Annotated in this window: 21 protein-coding genes; 7 read left to right on the forward strand and 14 right to left on the reverse strand. The window is 47.0% G+C overall.

Annotated elements, in window-relative coordinates; translation table 11 throughout:
* The first annotated feature begins 1 nt into the window (after position 1).
* Positions 2 to 2,314 (forward strand): Tex family protein, encoded by a 2,313-nt coding sequence (locus tag VR7878_RS14705; RefSeq protein WP_077336822.1) that lies wholly within the window; start codon positions 2 to 4, stop codon positions 2,312 to 2,314.
* A gap of 123 nt (positions 2,315 to 2,437) precedes the next feature.
* On the opposite strand, the gene VR7878_RS14710 is transcribed toward VR7878_RS14705, so the two are convergent.
* Complete coding sequence (locus VR7878_RS14710) at positions 2,438 to 2,914, reverse strand: ATP-dependent Lon protease (RefSeq protein ID WP_077336852.1); 477 nt, start codon at positions 2,912 to 2,914, stop codon at positions 2,438 to 2,440.
* A gap of 151 nt (positions 2,915 to 3,065) precedes the next feature.
* Entirely contained in the window at positions 3,066 to 3,830 is a 765-nt protein-coding gene (gene bioH, locus VR7878_RS14715) for a pimeloyl-ACP methyl ester esterase BioH (protein ID WP_077336853.1), read from the reverse strand.
* A 90-nt stretch (positions 3,831 to 3,920) separates the two neighbouring features.
* On the opposite strand from bioH, the gene VR7878_RS14720 reads away from it, so the two are divergent.
* The 4 genes from VR7878_RS14720 (at position 3,921) to cysQ (ending at position 6,855) form a co-directional block, all read left to right on the forward strand.
* Positions 3,921 to 4,622: a phosphoribosyltransferase family protein gene (locus VR7878_RS14720; RefSeq protein WP_077336823.1), complete on the forward strand. Its 702-nt coding sequence runs from the start codon at positions 3,921 to 3,923 to the stop codon at positions 4,620 to 4,622.
* 83 nt (positions 4,623 to 4,705) lie between these two features.
* Positions 4,706 to 5,293: a Fe-S biogenesis protein NfuA gene (nfuA, locus tag VR7878_RS14725; protein ID WP_077336824.1), complete on the forward strand. Its 588-nt coding sequence runs from the start codon at positions 4,706 to 4,708 to the stop codon at positions 5,291 to 5,293.
* A gap of 165 nt (positions 5,294 to 5,458) precedes the next feature.
* Entirely contained in the window at positions 5,459 to 6,037 is a 579-nt protein-coding gene (gene nudE / locus VR7878_RS14730) for an ADP compounds hydrolase NudE (RefSeq protein WP_077336825.1), read from the forward strand.
* On the forward strand, positions 6,034 to 6,855 hold the full coding sequence (cysQ, locus tag VR7878_RS14735) for a 3'(2'),5'-bisphosphate nucleotidase CysQ (protein ID WP_077336826.1): 822 nt from the start codon (positions 6,034 to 6,036) through the stop codon (positions 6,853 to 6,855). The genes nudE and cysQ overlap by 4 nt, the downstream gene beginning before the upstream one ends.
* 75 nt (positions 6,856 to 6,930) lie before the next feature.
* Here the strand turns inward: cysQ and VR7878_RS14740 are convergent, their stop codons facing one another.
* Genes VR7878_RS14740 through gspC form a run of 12 tightly spaced genes read right to left on the reverse strand, consistent with a single transcriptional unit; the run spans position 6,931 to position 18,140 of the window.
* Entirely contained in the window at positions 6,931 to 7,701 is a 771-nt protein-coding gene (locus VR7878_RS14740) for a type II secretion system protein N (RefSeq protein WP_139344106.1), read from the reverse strand.
* A gap of 5 nt (positions 7,702 to 7,706) precedes the next feature.
* Positions 7,707 to 8,198 (reverse strand): type II secretion system protein M, encoded by a 492-nt coding sequence (locus tag VR7878_RS14745; RefSeq protein ID WP_139344107.1) that lies wholly within the window; start codon positions 8,196 to 8,198, stop codon positions 7,707 to 7,709.
* Between the two features lie 9 nt (positions 8,199 to 8,207).
* Entirely contained in the window at positions 8,208 to 9,419 is a 1,212-nt protein-coding gene (gene gspL, locus VR7878_RS14750; RefSeq protein ID WP_159440475.1) for a type II secretion system protein GspL, read from the reverse strand.
* Entirely contained in the window at positions 9,388 to 10,416 is a 1,029-nt protein-coding gene (gspK, locus tag VR7878_RS14755; RefSeq protein WP_077336830.1) for a type II secretion system minor pseudopilin GspK, read from the reverse strand. The genes gspL and gspK overlap by 32 nt, the downstream gene beginning before the upstream one ends.
* Positions 10,403 to 11,041, reverse strand: coding sequence for a type II secretion system minor pseudopilin GspJ (gspJ, locus tag VR7878_RS14760; RefSeq protein ID WP_077336831.1), 639 nt, complete (start codon positions 11,039 to 11,041; stop codon positions 10,403 to 10,405). The genes gspK and gspJ overlap by 14 nt, the downstream gene beginning before the upstream one ends.
* Complete coding sequence (gene gspI / locus VR7878_RS14765) at positions 11,019 to 11,381, reverse strand: type II secretion system minor pseudopilin GspI (protein WP_077336832.1); 363 nt, start codon at positions 11,379 to 11,381, stop codon at positions 11,019 to 11,021. The genes gspJ and gspI overlap by 23 nt, the downstream gene beginning before the upstream one ends.
* The gene (gene gspH, locus VR7878_RS14770) at positions 11,368 to 11,955 is read right to left on the reverse strand and encodes a type II secretion system minor pseudopilin GspH (protein ID WP_077336833.1); all 588 of its coding nucleotides are present in this window, start codon (positions 11,953 to 11,955) and stop codon (positions 11,368 to 11,370) included. Before gspH ends, gspI begins: the two co-directional genes overlap by 14 nt.
* Before the next feature lie 24 nt (positions 11,956 to 11,979).
* Positions 11,980 to 12,429 carry a type II secretion system major pseudopilin GspG gene (gene gspG, locus VR7878_RS14775; protein WP_021021702.1) on the reverse strand — a complete coding sequence of 150 codons (450 nt, stop codon included), beginning with the start codon at positions 12,427 to 12,429 and terminating at the stop codon, positions 11,980 to 11,982.
* A 44-nt stretch (positions 12,430 to 12,473) separates the two neighbouring features.
* Positions 12,474 to 13,697 (reverse strand): type II secretion system inner membrane protein GspF, encoded by a 1,224-nt coding sequence (gspF, locus tag VR7878_RS14780; RefSeq protein WP_077336834.1) that lies wholly within the window; start codon positions 13,695 to 13,697, stop codon positions 12,474 to 12,476.
* On the reverse strand, positions 13,697 to 15,190 hold the full coding sequence (gspE, locus tag VR7878_RS14785; RefSeq protein WP_235862896.1) for a type II secretion system ATPase GspE: 1,494 nt from the start codon (positions 15,188 to 15,190) through the stop codon (positions 13,697 to 13,699). Before gspE ends, gspF begins: the two co-directional genes overlap by 1 nt.
* Positions 15,174 to 17,207 carry a type II secretion system secretin GspD gene (gspD, locus tag VR7878_RS14790; protein ID WP_077336836.1) on the reverse strand — a complete coding sequence of 678 codons (2,034 nt, stop codon included), beginning with the start codon at positions 17,205 to 17,207 and terminating at the stop codon, positions 15,174 to 15,176. Before gspD ends, gspE begins: the two co-directional genes overlap by 17 nt.
* Before the next feature lie 33 nt (positions 17,208 to 17,240).
* Positions 17,241 to 18,140: a type II secretion system protein GspC gene (gspC, locus tag VR7878_RS14795; protein WP_077336837.1), complete on the reverse strand. Its 900-nt coding sequence runs from the start codon at positions 18,138 to 18,140 to the stop codon at positions 17,241 to 17,243.
* A gap of 250 nt (positions 18,141 to 18,390) precedes the next feature.
* Between gspC and hslR the strand changes: the two genes are divergently transcribed.
* Together hslR and hslO are read left to right on the forward strand one after the other, a co-directional pair.
* Positions 18,391 to 18,777: a ribosome-associated heat shock protein Hsp15 gene (gene hslR, locus VR7878_RS14800; RefSeq protein WP_077336838.1), complete on the forward strand. Its 387-nt coding sequence runs from the start codon at positions 18,391 to 18,393 to the stop codon at positions 18,775 to 18,777.
* A 24-nt stretch (positions 18,778 to 18,801) separates the two neighbouring features.
* Complete coding sequence (gene hslO / locus VR7878_RS14805; RefSeq protein WP_077336839.1) at positions 18,802 to 19,677, forward strand: Hsp33 family molecular chaperone HslO; 876 nt, start codon at positions 18,802 to 18,804, stop codon at positions 19,675 to 19,677.
* The last annotated feature ends 241 nt before the right edge of the window (positions 19,678 to 19,918 follow it).

The following is a 19,918-nucleotide window of genomic DNA, read 5'->3' on the forward strand; positions in this document are numbered from 1 at the left end:
GATGAGCCAAGCTATCTGTCATACGATTGCTTCAGAGCTGAATGTGCGCCCTGAACAAGTTATTGCCGCTGTAAACCTGATTGACGACGGCAGCACCGTCCCTTTTATCGCCCGTTACCGGAAAGAGGTCACCGGCGGACTAGATGATACTCAACTACGGACGCTGGACTCGCGGCTTTCCTATTTACGTGAAATGGATGACCGCCGTCAGACCATTTTGAAATCGATTCAAGAACAGGGAAAACTAACGGCTGAGCTGGAACAAGAGATTCTTCAGGCTGACAGTAAAACCCGTTTGGAAGATCTCTATTTGCCTTACAAACCCAAACGGCGTACCAAAGGGCAGATTGCTATTGAAGCTGGGCTGGAGCCACTCGCCGATCAACTCTGGGAACAACCGCAAACCGAGCCGGAACAAGCAGCGCAAGCTTACCTGAATCCCGATCAGGGCATCAACGACACCAAAGCGGCTTTAGATGGGGCTCGGGCAATTCTGATGGAGCGAATCGCAGAAGATGCCAATCTACTGGAAAAGCTGCGCCACTATCTGCTCAAACATGCGGTACTCATTTCGACCGTCATCGACGGAAAAGCGCAAGAAGGCGAGAAATTTAAAGATTACTTCGAGCATCAGGAGCCAATCAGTAAAGTCCCTTCCCATCGCGCACTCGCGATGTTACGTGGCCGTAACGAAGGGATTTTGTCATTAGCACTCAACGCAGATCCGGAACAAGAGGAAGGCCGTCGCGGCTCTTACTGTGAAACACTGATTGCACAGCACTACGGACTGCATCTCAGTGATGCACCGGCCGATGCGTGGCGTCAGCAAGTCATCAGTTGGGCATGGCGGATTAAAGTCTCCATGCATATGGAAACTGAACTGATGTCCGCGATGAAAGAGCGGGCAGAAATTGAAGCCATTGATGTCTTCGCTACCAATTTGAAAGATCTGCTGATGGCGGCTCCGGCCGGGCCAAGAGCAACGTTGGGTCTGGATCCCGGTTTGCGTACCGGCTGTAAAGTGGCCGTTGTCGATGCCACCGGCAAGGTACTGGCAACCACGGCTATTTATCCCCATCAGCCGCAAAAACAGTATGAAAAATCTATTGAAGTCATTGACGGACTGGTGCGCAAATTCAATGTTGATTTGATTGCCATCGGCAACGGCACCGCTTCGCGTGAAACCGACCTGTTTGCCGCAGATCTGATTAAACGCGGCAACCTGAAAGTGCAAAAGATTGTCGTCAGTGAAGCCGGAGCCTCAGTCTATTCTGCATCCGAACTGGCGGCCAAAGAATTTCCGGAGATGGATGTATCACTGCGTGGCGCGGTTTCGATTGCCCGGCGGTTACAAGATCCATTGGCAGAATTAGTGAAAATCGACCCGAAATCAATCGGGGTGGGTCAGTACCAGCATGATGTCAACCAATCACTCCTTGCGAAACGTCTGGACGCAGTGGTGGAAGACTGTGTTAACGCGGTTGGTGTTGATGTCAATACTGCCTCTCCGGCACTGCTGACCCGCGTTGCCGGGCTCTCTGCGACACTGGCGGACAACATCGTGGCTTTTCGCAATGAGCATGGTCGTTTTGAGAGCCGTACGACTTTGAAAAAAGTCCCCCGTCTCGGGCCGAAAGCGTTTGAGCAGTGTGCCGGTTTTTTGAGAATTATGGATGGTAAAAACCCGCTGGATGCTTCGGCTGTTCACCCGGAGGCTTATCCGGTGGTTTCTGCTATCGCCAAAAACAATCAACAAGATATGAAAGCGTTGATCGGTAATACCGAATTTCTCAAAGGCCTCAATGCGAGAGATTACACTGACGATCACTTTGGGCTGCCGACGGTCACCGATATTATCAAAGAACTCGACAAGCCGGGCCGCGATCCGCGGCCTGAATTTAAAACTGCCACATTTGCCGCCGATATCCACGCAATCTCCGATCTGGAACCCGGTATGGTACTTGAAGGCGTGGTCTCCAATGTTGCTAACTTCGGGGCATTTGTCGATATCGGTGTTCATCAGGACGGATTAGTTCACATCTCCGCCCTGACGGATCGGTTTGTCTCTGATCCGCGCGAAGTGGTCAAAGCCGGTGATATCGTCAAAGTCAAAGTGATGGAAGTTGATGTGGCGAGAAAAAGAATCGGCCTCTCGATGCGCCTGTCTGATGAGGTAGGTCAGGGGCAAAGCCGTTCCGCACCACGCAACCAGGCTGCACGTCCGGCGCACAAAAAACCTCGCGGTGATGCGGCGGCGCCCAATAACGCCATGGGAGGCGCTTTTGCTGCGGCTTTTGCCAAAGCGAAAAAGTAATCCATTCCCCGCAGGAAATGATGTTTCTCAGGCATTTATCCCGGCCATAAAAAAACCCTCACTTCATCATCTGAAGTGAGGGAGTTAAGCACCGCAATATGACTTCCTCGATGACGCTGAGATTTACAATATTGCAATTACCTCCGAAGGTGTGTTTGGTGCGATGGCATGGCCATAATGATATTTGATGACCGTTCGCCTTCGCGCCATTTTTCCCTCGGTTATCGCGGCATCAATGATGTGTTTCGGTAACCGGAACCGAATTGTATAACCTTTGCCCTGATCTTGGCTGTAGGTCGATAACGCTAACAATTTGAAAAGCCGTTCAAGTTCACTTTGTGCTTCTTCCTCATGGGAAGAGACAATGTCCTGTTCCTGCTCGGAATCAATCTCATAATGAGGGTGATCCGCTGCATCCCAAGACGATCGCTTGCGCTGCTTATCATCGGATTTCAACCGCCGCTCTGCGTTGGTTTTTTCCAGTTGTACGGTTGGTACGACAGGCGCCCTGACACGATTATCATGCTCTGCCTGTTCCGTCGGCACATTCACCGATGGGGCGATAAGTGGCACACTGATATTATTTGGTGACACAATCATTGCCGAAACCTCCTTCAGCATCGCCCAGCCCATTCAATGTTCAGACACCAAATGAGTTAGAACTTATATCGACTCAACCGTTTAAATATTTAACAATATATGCTGATATTTTAAACAATATGACAAAAAACTGACAATCGCCAAACTTCAACTACTGTGCGAACCTCCGAATTTGCTGACAAAACTGTTCAGTTTCGGTCATAAATGGCGCATGAGACGATTGCGTAAAAATGTGACAGTGACTATCTGGTGCTATCTCGTCCAGTTGCGCTGCAATCTGCACCGGCACCAGACCATCGAGCCGGCCGTAAAGACGCAAAACAGGGACAGCAATCTGTGCAATATGGTCACGTAAATCAACATTGGCGAGCATATGTAACCCTGCCATCAACGCTTGCGGCTGTGGTGCCGGGCGAGAAAACACCATCTGCTTGAGTTGCTTGACATCTTGTCGCGCGGTCGGGCTGCCCATTGCTTGCAGCGCCATAAAACGCTCAATAGTCAGTTGAAAATCATCAACCAGTTGCTCCGTAAAAGCAGATAAAACCTGAGGCTGAATCCCTTTCCACCCTTTTTCAGCAGCAAATTTAGGCGAACTGGCCACCGTGATCAGCCGATTCACATAATCAGCGTGATGCAACGCCATATGTGTCGCCACCAATCCCCCGAGCGACCATCCGACCCAAACCGCATCTTTCGGTGCCTGCCGGATCAGTAATTGAGCAATCTCTTCCAACGTGTCCGCATGAATGTCGGCACTATGTCCATATCCCGGCAAATCAACAACATGGACTCGAAAGTTCTGTTTGAGACTCTCAACAGTATTATGCCAAACGCCCCCATTCATCCCCCAGCCGTGGACCAGCACCAGATCTTTGCCACAACCTTCAACTTGCCAATACAAAGATGCAACCATGTTCACACTCTCTCCTACAAAACTCATACTTTTGGCGCCTTGCTCAACCATACAATATAACGTCTTTCCCAAGAACAGGAACAACAGCACATGTTATTACACGCTCTTCAACACGCTTTTCGTCGCCATATTCCCCGATTATGCGCACTCTGTGAGCTGCCGTTAACCGCATGGGAACATCACTGGTGTACCAGCTGCCTGACCTGTTTTCAATCAACATCCCGTTGTACTCGCTGTGGTCTGGCGATGCCATTTCCCACCAGCCGGTGCGGGGCTTGTCTTCAGTCTCCGCCGCTTTGGAATGCTCTCTATTGTCTCGGAGATTATGCCTATCCGTTAGCACCGATGATCCATCAAATTAAATACGGGCGGCAGTTCTGGCTCATCCCGCCCCTTGCAACACTTTTGGCACAAGTCATTCCCTCCCCTGCACCAGTCTTGCTCTCAGTTCCCCTTCACTGGCGACGTTATCTTTACCGCGGGTTTAACCAGAGTGATTTACTGGCTCATCATCTCAGCCGGGCATTAGCAGTCTCCAGTCAGACCAGGCTTTTACAGCGAATTCGTCCGACACCGCCGCAAGAAGGGCTACATAAACATGAAAGAGAACAGAACCTGAGAAGAGCGTTTACGTTACGTAGCCGCCCCTCAGCCACACATGTAGCAATCGTTGACGATGTTGTGACAACCGGCAGTACCGTCAGTCAATTATGCCAATTATTGCTTGAAGTTGGCGTCGAATACATCGATATTTATTGCTTATGCAGAACTCCTGAATATCACAATCAATAATTACCGTAAAAAGGATTGGATCTCTGATTTCTCAGGAGTAAAATGGTGAATTAATAGCCTACAAAATTACTCAGGTATTCGTCGTGTCAAATTCTATTACTATTACTGAATCCGCTCAGGAACATTTCGCAAAACTTCTCGCACAACAACCGGAAGGGACCAATATTCGGGTCTTCGTTGTCAATCCCGGTACGCAAAACGCTGAGTGTGGTGTTTCTTACTGTCCGCCTGAAGCGGTAGAAACTGCTGATACAGAAATCCCGTTTTCGGCATTCTCTGCTTATGTTGATGAATTGAGTCTCCCCTTTCTCGAAGATGCGGTGATCGACTATGTGACCGATAAAATGGGGGCTCAGCTGACACTCAAGGCACCGAATGCAAAAATGCGCAAAGTTGCGGATGACGCACCGCTGCTTGAACGGGTCGAGTATGTCATCCAGACACAAGTCAATCCTCAACTGGCCAGCCATGGTGGTCATATTCAACTGCTGGAAATTACCGATGACGGTGTTGCGATTATCCAATTCGGTGGTGGCTGCAATGGGTGTTCGATGGTCGATGTCACCCTCAAAGATGGTATCGAAAAAGAGCTGCTGGAGCAGTTTGTCGGTGAGCTGAGTGCGGTCAGAGATCTGACAGAGCATGACCGTGGAGAGCATTCATACTACTAAATGAGCCACACCCAAACGTGTCAAAAGAAGTCGATGTCAATGCATCGACTTTCTATTATGTGACTCTTGTTGGTAAAACAACTGTCAATATCGACAGACAAGTGTTTTCATCCCCATCAGTTTTTTCATATAGTTAAACTATAGATATCACGGAGGAGTATCAGCATGACGTCCAAACAGAACCCAGAGATCCTGAATATCACGACGGTTGCTCAATCGCGTCTTTTTACAGTCGAATCTCTGGATTTGCGTTTTTCCAACGGTGAACAACGCACGTATGAACGGATGCGCCCCAGTGGACGCCATGCAGTTATGATGGTGCCAGTCACTGCTCAAGGCGATATTCTGCTGGTTCGTGAATTCGCTGCGGGTACACAACGCTACGAATTGGGCTTTCCCAAGGGATTGATTGACCCCGGTGAAAATGCTGAAGAAGCCGCTGTGCGAGAACTCAAAGAAGAAGTGGGATTCGGTGCCAACCAACTGATACACCTGAAAGATCTGGTCTTGGCACCCTCTTATTTTTCCGGACAAATGTCTCTGTTTATCGCTCAGGACTTATATCCTGAACAACTTGTCGGCGATGAACCAGAACCGCTTGAAGTCATTCGGTGGCCATTATCTCAGGCTGAAGAATTGTTAACGCACCTTGATTTTTGTGAAGCCCGTAGCGTGGCAGCGCTGCTTCTCACCTTAAATTATGTGAAGCAACATCCGCTGCTCCCGGAGGTGACCCCATTATGAAGCAGGATCATTCGCACCTGTTACCAAAACTCATTGAAATTGCCCGTTCTGCCGGGCAGCTCATTCTGGATTATTACCAAACCAAGTCCTACGAAGCTTTCACAAAATCAGACCAAACGCCGGTGACAAGCGCTGATTTAGCCGCCCATAAGCTGATTACTGAAAAACTTAACGCGCTGACTCCCACCATTCCGGTACTCTCGGAAGAAGATGCCGATATCAGTCTGGAAAAACGTTCCGAATGGTCTCGTTACTGGTTGGTCGATCCACTGGATGGCACACAAGAATTCATTGCACGCAGTGGGGACTTTGCAACAATTATCGCACTGGTAGAAGACAATCAGCCTGTCATAGGGGTGGTTTATGGCCCGGTATCCGGTGTAACCTATTATGCTTGTCGTGGTAAAGGGGCTTGGAAGATCCCAGATTTATCCGACAGTTTACGGATCCATACTCACCGACATGAGTTTTCCAGTCAGTCAATTTCGATTGCCATCAGCCGCCGCCAAAATATCAACCGCATCACCAATCGTTTGAGTACAGAATGGAACTATGATTTAGTGCCGCTCGGTTCTGCTGCGTTAAAAGCTTGTCTGGTTGCTGAAGGAGCCGTTGACTGCTATTTGCGGTTGGGCCCAACCGGAGAATGGGATACTGCCGCAACGCAATGTATTGTTGAAGAAGCCGGCGGAAAGCTCCTTAGTACGAAGCTTTCACCGCTCTCTTATAATCTCAGAGAAACATTGGAAAACCCCAATTTTATCGTCATCGGAGATCCAACGCTTCCCTGGCAAGATATTCTCACCCATAAGGGCTGACGCTCCCAATGCTATCTATTTCAGGGAACATTCGTCAGGGGAACGTCCGTCAAGGATACATCAGTCAGTAACGATTTAATTGGGAAGTGTCAGTGTACCGTTTGACTGAAACGAGTAACGCCCCTGAGCATCTGTCGATGCGTAGGTTTGAATCCACTGGTTGAACATTTTAGGTAAACGCTCACCCGGTTTTACCCAACCTTGTACTTGATACTGATCCTGTGGTGTCAACACCATCGAATACTCACTTTGTAGTGCATCCGACAGTTGCTGGCCTTTCAGACTAACCCGGCCATCTTCACAAGCCAGACGGGCTGAGACTTTTTCTAACGGAACCGATTGAGAGAGCATCGATATTTGAGCATTGGTCCAAGTAATTTCACCTTCCCCCTGAGCACAAAACGGAGGCTGATATCGATAATTATCAATCACCAGTCGGAATGCGCCATCAGCGCTCACCGGAAGTGGTAAATGCATATTCTCGGCAACAAACCGGGCAGGTGCCGTCAGTGACAGATTGCGGACATAAACACCGGAAAAACCGACCCCAACCTCACCAGACCCGCGAAGTGCCGCCTCATGACGTTTGCCTAAAGCGACATTTGCCTCAATCTTACCCTTGAATATAGCCAGAGGGCGCAAGTTCCAAACCAGTGACCCCAGATCATAATTCATCCATTTGGCAGACTGAACTTCACCATGCCATATTGTTCCGCCAACCCCGCTCAACAAAAGCTCTCGCGGCTGGGGAATAAACTTTAAAGCCATATTTGCAGGTAAGTGCACCAGCACACTGACCACAAACACAAAAAACAAACCAACGACATACATAATTTTTTTCTTCACTTTATTTAACCTCGAACTAATTCCAGGCGTTTTATATCAATCATGCCATTTTTTTCAGCTCTATCGATATCCATCATCATCACCTGAATACCATACTGCTGTCTTAAAAAAGCCAACCAGTCAATAAATTGATTAAATGAGACTGGTTCCACCCAAATTTGTAAGCCATCACCTTTGGGTTGCATTCGAATTAACCGGACACCAAACTTCCCCGTCGAACCGGCGACTGCTTGGTTCATCGGCTCATTTGAAACAGGACCATCCCCACGCTTTCTTAGCTGAGTCAGGACATCTGCTTGCTCAGTGACCCAGCTATATAAATTCTTCTCTGCGGTCAATTGATTTTGAGCCAGTACACGCTGTTCCTGTATGGGACGAACGATACCACCATACAGTAGTGCCAAGACACTTAAACTGACAGTGATCAGTAACAATCGCTGCTCTCTGGAGGACAATGTCTTCCACCAAGTATAGCCACGATTCATCCATTGATTCATACCATTCACCTACTTATTCTTTAAGATGAAAGACCCTGAGACTTGGTTATTATCTCGGTTGAGCGGCCCTTGTTGTACATCAAATTTCTGAGACAGTTTCTGGCGCGTCGCTTCAAATGCCTGAAAATCAGCACCTTTCACATCAATACGAATATCGCCCCGCGCCCCATCATAGTGAATACGTTGCAGTTGTATCCCTGAGATACGACCGATGGTTTCCGCCAGTGATGTAAAGAGTGACAGTGCAGAATCCTGCCCTTCACTACCGGATAACTTGTTAATTTCACTGGTAAACTGCCCTTTCAAGTAACTCACCGTCGGGATTTTGTGCCGATCCGGAAATATCGTTCTGAAAATATGTTCACTTTCTGTCCTCAAGGCTGTGGCCTCTTGGGACATCCGACGAATATCAACCGCATGATGAATCAACATCAAAGTAATCAACGCCACCAGCGCAACCAGACAACCACGCCAGATTTGCCAATATTTCATCACAGAAGAAGACTTCTTAAATGCACCGGTCAACAATGTGATCGGGCTACTTAATGCGCCGCGGTATAGCAACAGGTCAATAGAATCAACCAGCTTCTCAGTCCAAACCTGGGAACACAGATCATTCGTTTCAGGCGCCCGGCTGTAAGAGGTAATCTCAACTACCGGGTTTTCTTCTGTGTTTTCATTCATCCGGGTAAATATGGGAAGCCATGAATTTTCAATACAGATACCACTGAATGGCCCCTGACGAATCATCCATTCATGATCGAATTGAACCGCCGTCGCATGCTCTTCTTCCGGCAATGCCAACACATCCGGCAAGACATTCTCTACTTGCAGCCCACAAGCTTCAAACTGCTCCAGAATACAGCTCAGCCAATCCCGCTCCACCGCAGCGGTATACACTTGATTTTCTTGTTTCGCCAATACGGAAAAGTGTAATGTATCCACATCCTGAGCCAGTTCATCTTCAACTAAGTACGGCAGCATTTTTTCATACTGACGAGCCCCGCCGGCCGGTAAAGAAACAGTCTTCATCACCACATCGGCACCGGAAAGTAACACGATCACCGGCCGCCCCTCTGCATGAGGTACTAACTCATCTATATTGGTCCAGGAGGCTATTTCTCCTGACTTTTCAATCGTTGTCGCATGCTCAGCACCGATCCACCAATACCCTTTGGCTTGGGGTTGCTTACTCAGCCGGACGAGCAGATATTCGCTCACGCTCTCCTCCATAGCGACGGCGAACGACCGTCACAGTTTTTCTATCTTTACTAAACATCAGACTCCGAACCCTTACTCGGGCATCATCAACCATGACCTGAGCATCTAATTCAAAATACTTGCTATCAATCCCGAGAAAAGCAGTCGCGTTTGACTTAATTGTCTCGTCAATCCCGCTCAATTCACCTTGTGCCCAAAAATCATCGAGACTCTTCCACCCGGAGTAAGGTCGATCCTCAATCAACTGTACCGCTGCGGACTGACTGAGATAAGGATAAAACATTGCCACTAAAAGGTTGGCTTGCCTGACCGCAATGGTATTGATATTCAATCGCCATTCATTGGTCGGTAACGCACATAAACTCGGCATACTTTTTAGCATGATTTTTCCACTGACGCCCTGTACTGCCCGAATCTCTGTGGCATCAGCCAATAAACTGTCAGGAGCAACATAAGCAGGCGACATCGACTCATAAAAACTGTCTTCTACCCCACTGACCGAATTAATCGAACGGTTAGTATCAATAAATTCCCAAATCGAGTTCGCAGCGATTTCTGCCTGATAATTATCAATGTCTTCCGCTTCAAACAGATGCTGTAATACCTGTACCAGATAAGGCGTTCCCGTATCAGCAGGATTCCAGTTGATCCCCGCCAACGCATTGATATTCATACAAGACTGCATGTCTTGTATATTCCCTTCGACCGTGCCGTAGTCCAACGGATATTTTCTATCTTTAACCGCCCAAGGCTGGCTCAGATTAACGGCCTCATCATTATCTTCATAACTCTCTTTTATGGCCGATTTAGCCAGCGCTTCAACACCGAGACTATACCAATAGGCCTGTTGATATCTGAGTTGGTTGCCTGAGCGGTGATACTGGGTAAACAAACGCTCTGACATCGTGGCAGCGATGGAAACCATCATTGCCAGTATCAGCAACACGAGAATCAGGGCAACGCCACGCTGTTTTTGCAACGATCTATTTGGATGCATTGGATAAACTCAGCTCACTTCCGGAAATCAGATAAATTCGTTCAATCTGCCCATAATCTTTCAGTTTTATTGTCACACTAACCGCTTCCGGCAAAACACCTTTGTCTTCCCATTGTTTCACCCACTGATGATTGTGATATAGACGAAAGCTGATTGACTCAACCTGAGTCAACAGTGGCCGAACAATGCCATCATCTCCGGCAACCGTATCGGGATAACGCCACCAGACTCTTTCCAGACGCTCGTCGATCAAACGGTATCCGACCTTAATGATATCCCCACGGGGGAACTGCATCTGAGGATTAATCCAGCCATGTCGTGTAAAAAGAATACCCACACTCTCTGAAGATAATAACCCGTCCTGCATCCACAATAACTGAGCACCGGGATCTTCTCCCTGATTGCGGAACTGGCGAGCTGCCATCTGACGAAAATCACTATCCATAATCGCCAGTGCCTTCTGGATTTCTCCCAGCCGTTGCTCACTTTCTTGACTGACCACATTACTCCGCTGCACTTGGTTCAGAACCTGATAAGCAGCAATTGTCAGACTCGCCAAAATAGCCAGTGCAACCAACACCTCGATTAAAGTGAACCCCCGGCTACGACGCTTCATTTGCAACATAACTTCTCACAATCACAATCGACGGACCGGATTTACTTTGGGAAACGCTCACATCAAAGGCTTTCAGCACATCATTACTTGTTTCAACCAAAGAGACTTTCCAATACCAAGTCGTCCCCGCCATCTCTTCCGTGCCTTCCTGATTAGATAATTTTTCCGGAGCGAGCATGATCCGCGCCATTTGATTATCAACCACCATCGCAGCAAACATCTTTTCTTCAAGCGTGTGAACTGTATTGACATGTTGGCTGACAGCTTTAATCACACTGATCGATGCCGTTGCAAATATGGCCAATGCAATCAGCACTTCCAGCAATGTCATTCCCTTAATTTGCTTCATCGTTCTGATCCGAGGGAGTCTGAATTTGCAGAATGCCGTCTTCAGAGGTTTCGACTAACCATAATGAATCTGGTGTAGAATCCGCCCAAAACTGGATAGAAAATGGCGTAATATCGCCACTAGAGAGAATAAATACCTGTGGTGGCGGAATGGGCTTCTCATCTTCGTCTTGGTCAGGAAAATCCATCTCCTCAAACAAAGATTCCTGACTAAACAGGCGCTCCGGATTATTCCAGACGCCACCACCAGATTCAAAACGGAACATCGTTCCCGCTTCAGCCGTCAACTCACCTTTGATGGGTGACTGAGCCTCAAGGTTCTTCCAGCCCTTATCCGATAACATCAGAAAAAGAAACTGATGCTTTTTTTCATCGACGTAAAGACCGTAAGTCCGCCCGCTGAAAATGGCATCTTCACTCAAAAGCTGTAATCGCTGATAAAGCCGCTCGGCCGTTTGTTGCACCTCATCCTGAGAGCGGTCGGGCAGCGACATCACAACGACCATACTGCCCAGTGAAATCACCACCAGAACCAGCATAATTTCCAGCAGTGTAAAACCACGGTGGTATTTCATGAGCAGTATTCATCCAATCCACGATTACTGGAAGTCAAGCAGGTTCCAGTTACCGATATCGCTATTATTCCCTTCGCCGCCTTCCTGACCATCAGCACCATAGCTAAAGACATCAATTTTACCCTTATCACCCGGGCTCAAATATTGATAGTCATTGCCCCATGGGTCTTGTGGTAAACGCTTGATATAGCCACCTTCACGATAATTACGTGGCTCAGGGTTCGACGGTTTGGTCACCAATGCTTCCAACCCTTGATCCGTGGTTGGATAAGCATTGTTATCTAAGCGATACATATCTAAGGCATTTTCCAGAGATACAATATCGGCAATCGCTTTTTTCTGATCGGCTTTCTCTTTATTTCCCAACAGGTTCGGGACAACAAAGCTCGCCAAAAGCCCAAGGATAACGATCACGACCATTACTTCTAACAGTGTAAAACCACCTTGTTTGCTTACTTGATTTTTTATTTTCATTCCTACTCCAACATTCACGTTTCCTAACCAATAAACAGCTCAGACTAGCGTGTCATTAAATTGTTCATTTCTAAAATCGGCATCAGGGTTGCCATGACAATAAATAAAACCAATCCGGCCATGAGTGCAATCAGCATCGGGGTAAACAGCCCCAGAGCGATATTAACCGTCGCTTCAAACTGTTCGTCCTGATTATCTGCGGCACTAATCAGCATTTTCTCCAGCTCCCCACTCTGCTCACCGCTGGCAATCATATGGAGCATCATCGGTGGAAAAAGCTGAGTCTGTTGCAAAGATTTACGAATACTCGCACCTTCTCTGACTGATTCTGCCGCTTCCTGTACCTTCTGTTTCATATACGTGTTTTCCACGACATCTTTGGCGACAAGCATGGCATCGAGAATGGGAATACTACTCGAAGAACATATCGCCAGTGTCCGTGCAAAACGGGAGGTATTCAACCCCCGGACGATTTTACCAAGCATCGGCACACTCATCAGCTTACGATGAAATTCAAAGCGGATATGTGGCCGCTTCAAAGCAGACTGAATAAATGCCCAGCCACCTAAAGTCACCAATAAAACCAACCAACCCCACTCCTGAACAAAATGGCTCATATTTAACAAAAGCTGAGTCGATGCCGGCAGAGTCTGTCCCATTTGGATAAATTGCCCGACAATTTTGGGCACAACGGCAGCCAAAAGAAAGGCTACGATCGTGATTGCAAAAACCACCAGAACAATAGGGTAAATCAACGCCTGTAATAGCTTTGAACGCATCTTCTGCCGATTTTCAGTATAACTTGCCAGCCGATTCAGAATCATGTCCAAATGCCCGGACTTCTCACCGGCAGCAATCATAGAACGAAATAATCCATCAAAAATATGCGGGTAATCAGCCATACTATCGGCTAAAGAAAACCCCTCCGTTACTTTTGACCGGACACGAGTGAGAACACTACGAATCCGTGGTTTTTCGGTCTGCTCAATCACGGCTTGCAGGCAGGCCTCCAAGGGCATGCCTGACTGAAGTAATGTCGACATTTGCCGGGTTAACAGCGCGAGATCCGTCGCCCCAATACCTCTTTTCCATGACACCGAATTGCTTTCAGTCTGGTTCTTTTTCTGGGCTTGCGTGGCATTCACCGCAATGGGTGTCAGCCCCTGCTCTTTTAAACGCTGGCGGACATGTCGAGCACTATCCCCCTCAATCACGCCTTTTTTGCGTTTTCCTTTGAGATCCAGCGCCTGATATTCAAATGCAGCCATCAGATCTCCTCAGTCACTCGCAACACTTCTTCAAGTGTTGTAATTCCTGCACGAACCTTATTCAGCCCGTCCATACGAATACTTGGACAAGATTCGCGAACTTGCTGTTCAACCGCCTGTTCACCCGCTTCGGTATGGATCAGTGATTTGACTTTCTCATCAATCACTAATAACTCATGAATCCCTGTCCGTCCCCGGTAACCTTTGTAATGACATTTCTCACACCCTTTCGGTGCATAAAGCGTCAGCGGCTCATTCTCTTGAACATCGAATAACTCACGCTGTTCTTTATCGGCCTCAAATGGCTGCTTACAATCGGGGCATAGCGTACGCACTAACCGCTGAGCCAACACACCGACGAGCGATGATGACACCAGAAAAGATTCAATCCCCATATCTCTCAGACGCGTGACCGCCCCAATCGCGGTATTGGTATGCAATGTGGAAAGCACCAAGTGCCCGGTGAGAGATGCCTGCACAGCAATTTGTGCGGTTTCCAAATCCCGGATCTCTCCGACCATCACAACATCTGGATCCTGACGCAGAATCGCTCTCAGCCCTCGGGCAAACGTCATATCGACTTTCGGATTGACCTGTGTCTGACCGATACCGTCAATATCAAATTCAATCGGGTCTTCAACCGTCAGAATATTCTTTTCATTCCGATCCAGTTCTTGTAAACCGGCATAGAGCGTGGTTGATTTACCGGAACCGGTTGGCCCCGTGACCAATAAAATGCCGTGGGGTCGCTGAAGGAGCTCCCGGAACCGAACGAAGATACGCTCGGTCATGCCCAGACTGTAGAGATCCATCTGAGTCGCATTTTTATCCAAAATACGCATCACCACCCGCTCACCATGAGAGGAAGGCATGGTTGAAACACGGACATCAACCGCCCGGCCACCGATTCTCAACGAAATACGGCCATCTTGCGGTACCCGTTTTTCCGCAATATCCAGTTTTGCCATGACCTTCACACGTGAGACCAGCAAAGGGGCTAATTTACGGCTGGGCGACAAAACTTCACGTAACATGCCATCGACCCGAAAACGAATCGACAACGACGTTTCAAAGGTTTCAATGTGAATATCGGAGGCTTCTTCTTTGATAGCCTCACTCAACATCGCGTTAATCAGCTTGATAATCGGCGCATCGTCATCAGAGTCCAGTAAGTCCTGATTATTTGGCAGTTCCTCAGCCAGCGCAAAAAAGTCATCGCTATCTGCACCGAGATCTTCCATCAATTGTCGAGTTTCGGACGTATCACGCTGATAGACCTTCGTCAGCCTTGCTTCGAACTCAGCTTCGGGAAGCGCCACCAGCTCAAACGACTTTTGCAACACTCGCTTGGCCTCAACCAAAGCCGCAATAGATACCGGCTCAACATAATAGAGATGAGGTGTCTCATCTTCATGCGAGGCGTCAAATACGAGCTTATACCGGTTTGCAAAACTAAAAGGTAAACGCTGCACAACGCTACTCCTGCTCCTGATCCTTTGGAACCTGTTCGAGAAATGCCTGTAATTCTTCCGGATAATGACTCTGAAGATTAAACGCAGGGATCACCGGCGTTTTCTTATCACCCATTAATTTCAGACCTTTTTCGGCTTTGACCAGCTGCTCAGCCCGAATGAAGTTATATTTGCGTTGAGTGACACCATCTGCTGTCATGCCATCACGAATGATTGTCGGCTTAATAAAGACCATCAGATTGCGTTTTTCAACTTTGGTGCTGGTTGAACGGAATAGGTATCCCAGCAAAGGAATATCGCCGAGTAAAGGAACTTTCGAGTCACTTTCCTGAGTGCGTTCATCGATCATCCCGCCCAAGACCAGCATTTGACCATCTTTGACCATGACCGAGGTGTTTAACTGACGTTTGGCAAAACGGACATCAACAGCACCGTTAGCGGCCAGCACATTCGAGACTTCCTGCTCGATATTGAGCAGAACTGAATCTCCTTCATTGATTTGGGGAACTACCTTTAATTTAATCCCGACCTCTTTACGGTCAACAGTTTGGAAAGGATTGTCATTCCCGGAGCTTGAGGTTGCCCCAGTCAACACAGGAACTTCTTCACCAACCACAAATGAAGCTTCACCGTTATCCATGACCGTGATACTCGGTGATGATAAGATATTGGAACTGGAGTCTTTGGAAACCGCACTGATGAGCGATGTCCAGTCACCCATCACAATACTGACCGCGGCACCTTCTACACCACTCAATGCATCAGACAGCGACTTATAGTCACCGGACTCTGTCGTCGTATAAGGCCGACGATTACCATTATTATCGGTGTAATACTCAGTGCTAACCTGATCTTTTGCTTCTTCCAGACCAACCATCACCTTACCGATAGAAGCGCCACTGTTACCAAACTGGATTTCCGAACCGCTTTCAATCGAACCCCATTGAACCCCGAGATTAATCCCTTCTCCTTCAGACATTTCGACGATCAAAGCTTCAATCAGTACCTGAGCCCGACGAATATCTAACTGGCTGATAACATCCAGTAAGGGCTTCATAATATCTTGCGGCGCACTCAGAATCAGAGAGTTAGTGTCCTTGTGAGCAGCGATGGTGACGTCCGTCCGACTGGAAGGAACCGATTTTTGCTCTCCCTGCTTTTCCGACTGAATATTATCAGAGACACCTTTCAGCACATCGACCAAGTCTTCAGCTTTCGCATACTTCAGATATACCACCCGGTGGTTACTCTTGGTTGCCATTTCGATATCAAGCCGTTTAATTAACCGTACGATGCGCTTTCTGACTTTCGGATCTCCGGAGATCAGGATCGAATTCGTCCGATCATCAGCAACCACTTGCGGCTGAAGAATTTGCGGCAGGCTTCTTGTTTCTTTATTGGTATCAAGCGCACTGACAATTCGTACAATCTCCGGCGCTGAAGCATTGGTCAGTGTTACCACATCAATATCCGTGTTCCCGGCTTGGTCAACCCGGTCAATAATTTGCGCCAAGCGATCCACAACTGCGGCACGCCCGGTCAGCAAAATGATATTCGCAGGTTCATAGTGAACCACATTACCGGAGCCAGCATTATTCACTAATTGACGCAATAACGGAGATAACTCTTTAACCGACACATTGTGCACCGAAACAACACGGGTAATGACACTGTCAGCATCGGTGTTACCGGATGAATCCAATACAGGAATAGCTGAGGTTTTCGCATCCTTCGATTTAATGACTTTCAGTACACCGTTGTCCATTTCAACCACGGCAAAACCATAAACTTCCAAAACATTCAGAAAGAAACCGTAGTATTGGTCATCACTGAGCGTGTCATAACTCCGTACATCGATTTTGCCGCGTACGGACGGATCAACAATAATTGTTTTATGTAAATTACGACCGACAATGTTAATAAATTCCTGAATATCAGTGCCTTTAAAATTGACGCTGTACTCGTTCGCCAAAGCTACCGGAGAAAGCATCATACTCCCTAACAACAGCCACGCGCTTTTTTTTAGCCAATACTTCACGTCTTTACTCCCTCAATGCCTAGCGACGCTGCATTAAAATTGAATATATATATCATGAGTCTGCCCATTTCTTTCTACTGTAATCTTTACATTCGAAAGGTCTGATAAGACCGAAGAGATATCTGACATTGCACTTTCCTTTCTTAAATCGACATCATTCAATGCAACGGCAATATCACCATTCTCTAATCCGACAGATTGAAATAATTCCGGTGAACGCCCGGGACTCAAACGGTAACCGAGAATATCATCATCTCGTCTCATTTGAGACAAACGAACATATTGAAATAAAGTCTGTGGATTTTCCGCAATTTCATGCTTGATTTCAGCCAGTCGTTCCGACTGGGTACTCAGCTCACCGGTATCATAATTGACAAAATCATCCGGAGACGGGTTATTCAGCACAGCAGGCGGCTGACTATCCGTACTGCCCAGACGGCTGTATTCCACATCCTCCAGCATGAGTGTTTCATTTCTGCCGGAATTACGGATAATCACCCGATCATTCAAAACCGATTCCAGCGTTACCCGCGTTCCTTCAATGCGTTCCTTCAGGCCGTAAGTTGCCTGAACGCCTTGATAATCAATAATCGCAAGATCTTCCGTATTGTTATCACTCACAACAACACCAACAAGCTTCAGGTTTAATTTTGTTTTCGGGGCATTGACGACATGCTCTTGAACAACAGGCTTATCACTCTGCTTTTGTAGTTCACCAAAGAGTTGCTTTTCCTTCACAAATGCACTGTCAAAATGATTGGTTGTCCCTCTGGATTCAGAGGAAGAAGGCGGTTTCCATGACTGAACCTGCATCGTTTCAAATGGTGCCCAGACCAACTGACCGAATATCCAGACGACAATTACCCATATTCCCACTGAAATAATGGTGCTGAATAATGATTGATAGTGAATGAAAGAACGCAATAAAGACATGAATAACGCAGGTACTGAGTTCTTTAGTGTGTCAACGTGTGGCAATCTCTAACCCTTTGAATTTATCCCTGATTAATTGACGTAACCGATTCTGTTACACCATATTAAGATCCTGACTAATATAACACACCCAATTTACTATCCACTGTTTTATACTCAAATTTCATCATTTTCTTGAAAACCTAGGGATAAACCACCATTTATCCTTTTATTATTGAGTAAAACAACATATTCAGAGGATGATTTTGCGATGAGTTCTAGCGAAGACCCGGTACGACTAGATAAATGGCTCTGGGCTGCACGGTTTTATAAAACCCGTTCGATTGCCAGAACGATGGTTGACGGTGGTAAAGTCCACTATAATGGGCAACGGTCGAAACCAAGTAAAATCGTAGAAGTCGGTGCAACTGTCACGCTTAGACAAGGTCAGGAAGAAAAAGTTGTCATTATTGATAAAATATCAGACCAACGTAGAGGCGCGCCCGAAGCACAAACCTTATATACAGAAACGGCGGAAAGCATTAAAAAACGCGAAGCACATGCGATGCAACGTAAATTGAATGCACATAACCCGAGTCCGGATAAGCGTCCCGATAAAAAGCAACGACGCGATATCATCAAATTTAAACATCAATAAAGAACCTAAGCTGGAGTTTCCTTCATGGCAAGCAATATGTTAAATCGCTACCTGTTTGACGAGTTATCAGTCCGTGGCGAGCTGGTACAACTGGATGACGTTTATCAACAAGTCGTGTCCAGTCAGGAATATCCGGCACCAATTCAATCTTTACTGGGAGAATTACTCGTTGCAACGTCTCTGCTAACCGCGACACTCAAGTTTGAAGGTTCGATTACGATGCAGATTCAGGGTAATGGCCCCGTATCGCTGGCTGTCCTCAATGGCGATCATAAGCAGAATGTCCGTGGTGTTGCCCGTTGGAAAGGCGACATCCCTGAAGGCGCAACCTTACACCAGTTGGTGGGAGATGGTCACTTAGTGATTACCATCGACCCGGATAAAGGTGAACGCTACCAAGGTATTGTCGCTTTGGAAGGCGACTGCTTGGCCAGTGTTCTGGAAAGTTACTTTGCTCAGTCGGAACAGTTGAAAACACGGTTATGGATTAGAACAGGACAATCAGAAGAAAAGCTCTGCGCGGCAGGAATGCTCCTACAAATCATGCCGGATGGCACTGGTTCACCGGACGATTTCGAACACCTTGAGCAGCTAACCGATACGATTAAAGATGAAGAGCTATTTTCTCTACCAGCCAATGAATTGCTCTATCGCTTGTACAATCAGGAAACCGTGCGATTGTTTGACCCCCAGCCAGTGACTTTCCACTGTGGTTGCTCCCGACAGCGCTGTGGTGCCGCAATTATCACGCTCCCTGAAGAAGAAGTAAAAGAAATGCTGGCAGAAAACCCAGTCATTGCACTTCATTGTGAATACTGTGGTACCGATTATCAGTTTGATGAAAATGATATCAAAGAGTTACGTTATAGCGCTTTGGAACAAAACAAAACCATCCATTAATTTTCATCAATTATTAAGCATTTCTTTCATCCTCCAAGCCAGTTGAAAAACTGGCTTTATTGTTTATTCGGCAATATAAAAAACTACTTAATCCATAAAAACCAACATTTTAACAACACTTAATTTGCATAAATTAATAATTTCTATTACCTAGTCTAAACTAGTCTCTATAAGTTAGAATAACTTACCCTAATATGTGACGAGACACCTAAATACTCATAGTAAATGTGGGTATTTTTTG

It is taken from the genome of Vibrio ruber DSM 16370 (assembly GCF_900163965.1).
In the GTDB taxonomy this organism is placed as follows: domain Bacteria; phylum Pseudomonadota; class Gammaproteobacteria; order Enterobacterales; family Vibrionaceae; genus Vibrio; species Vibrio ruber.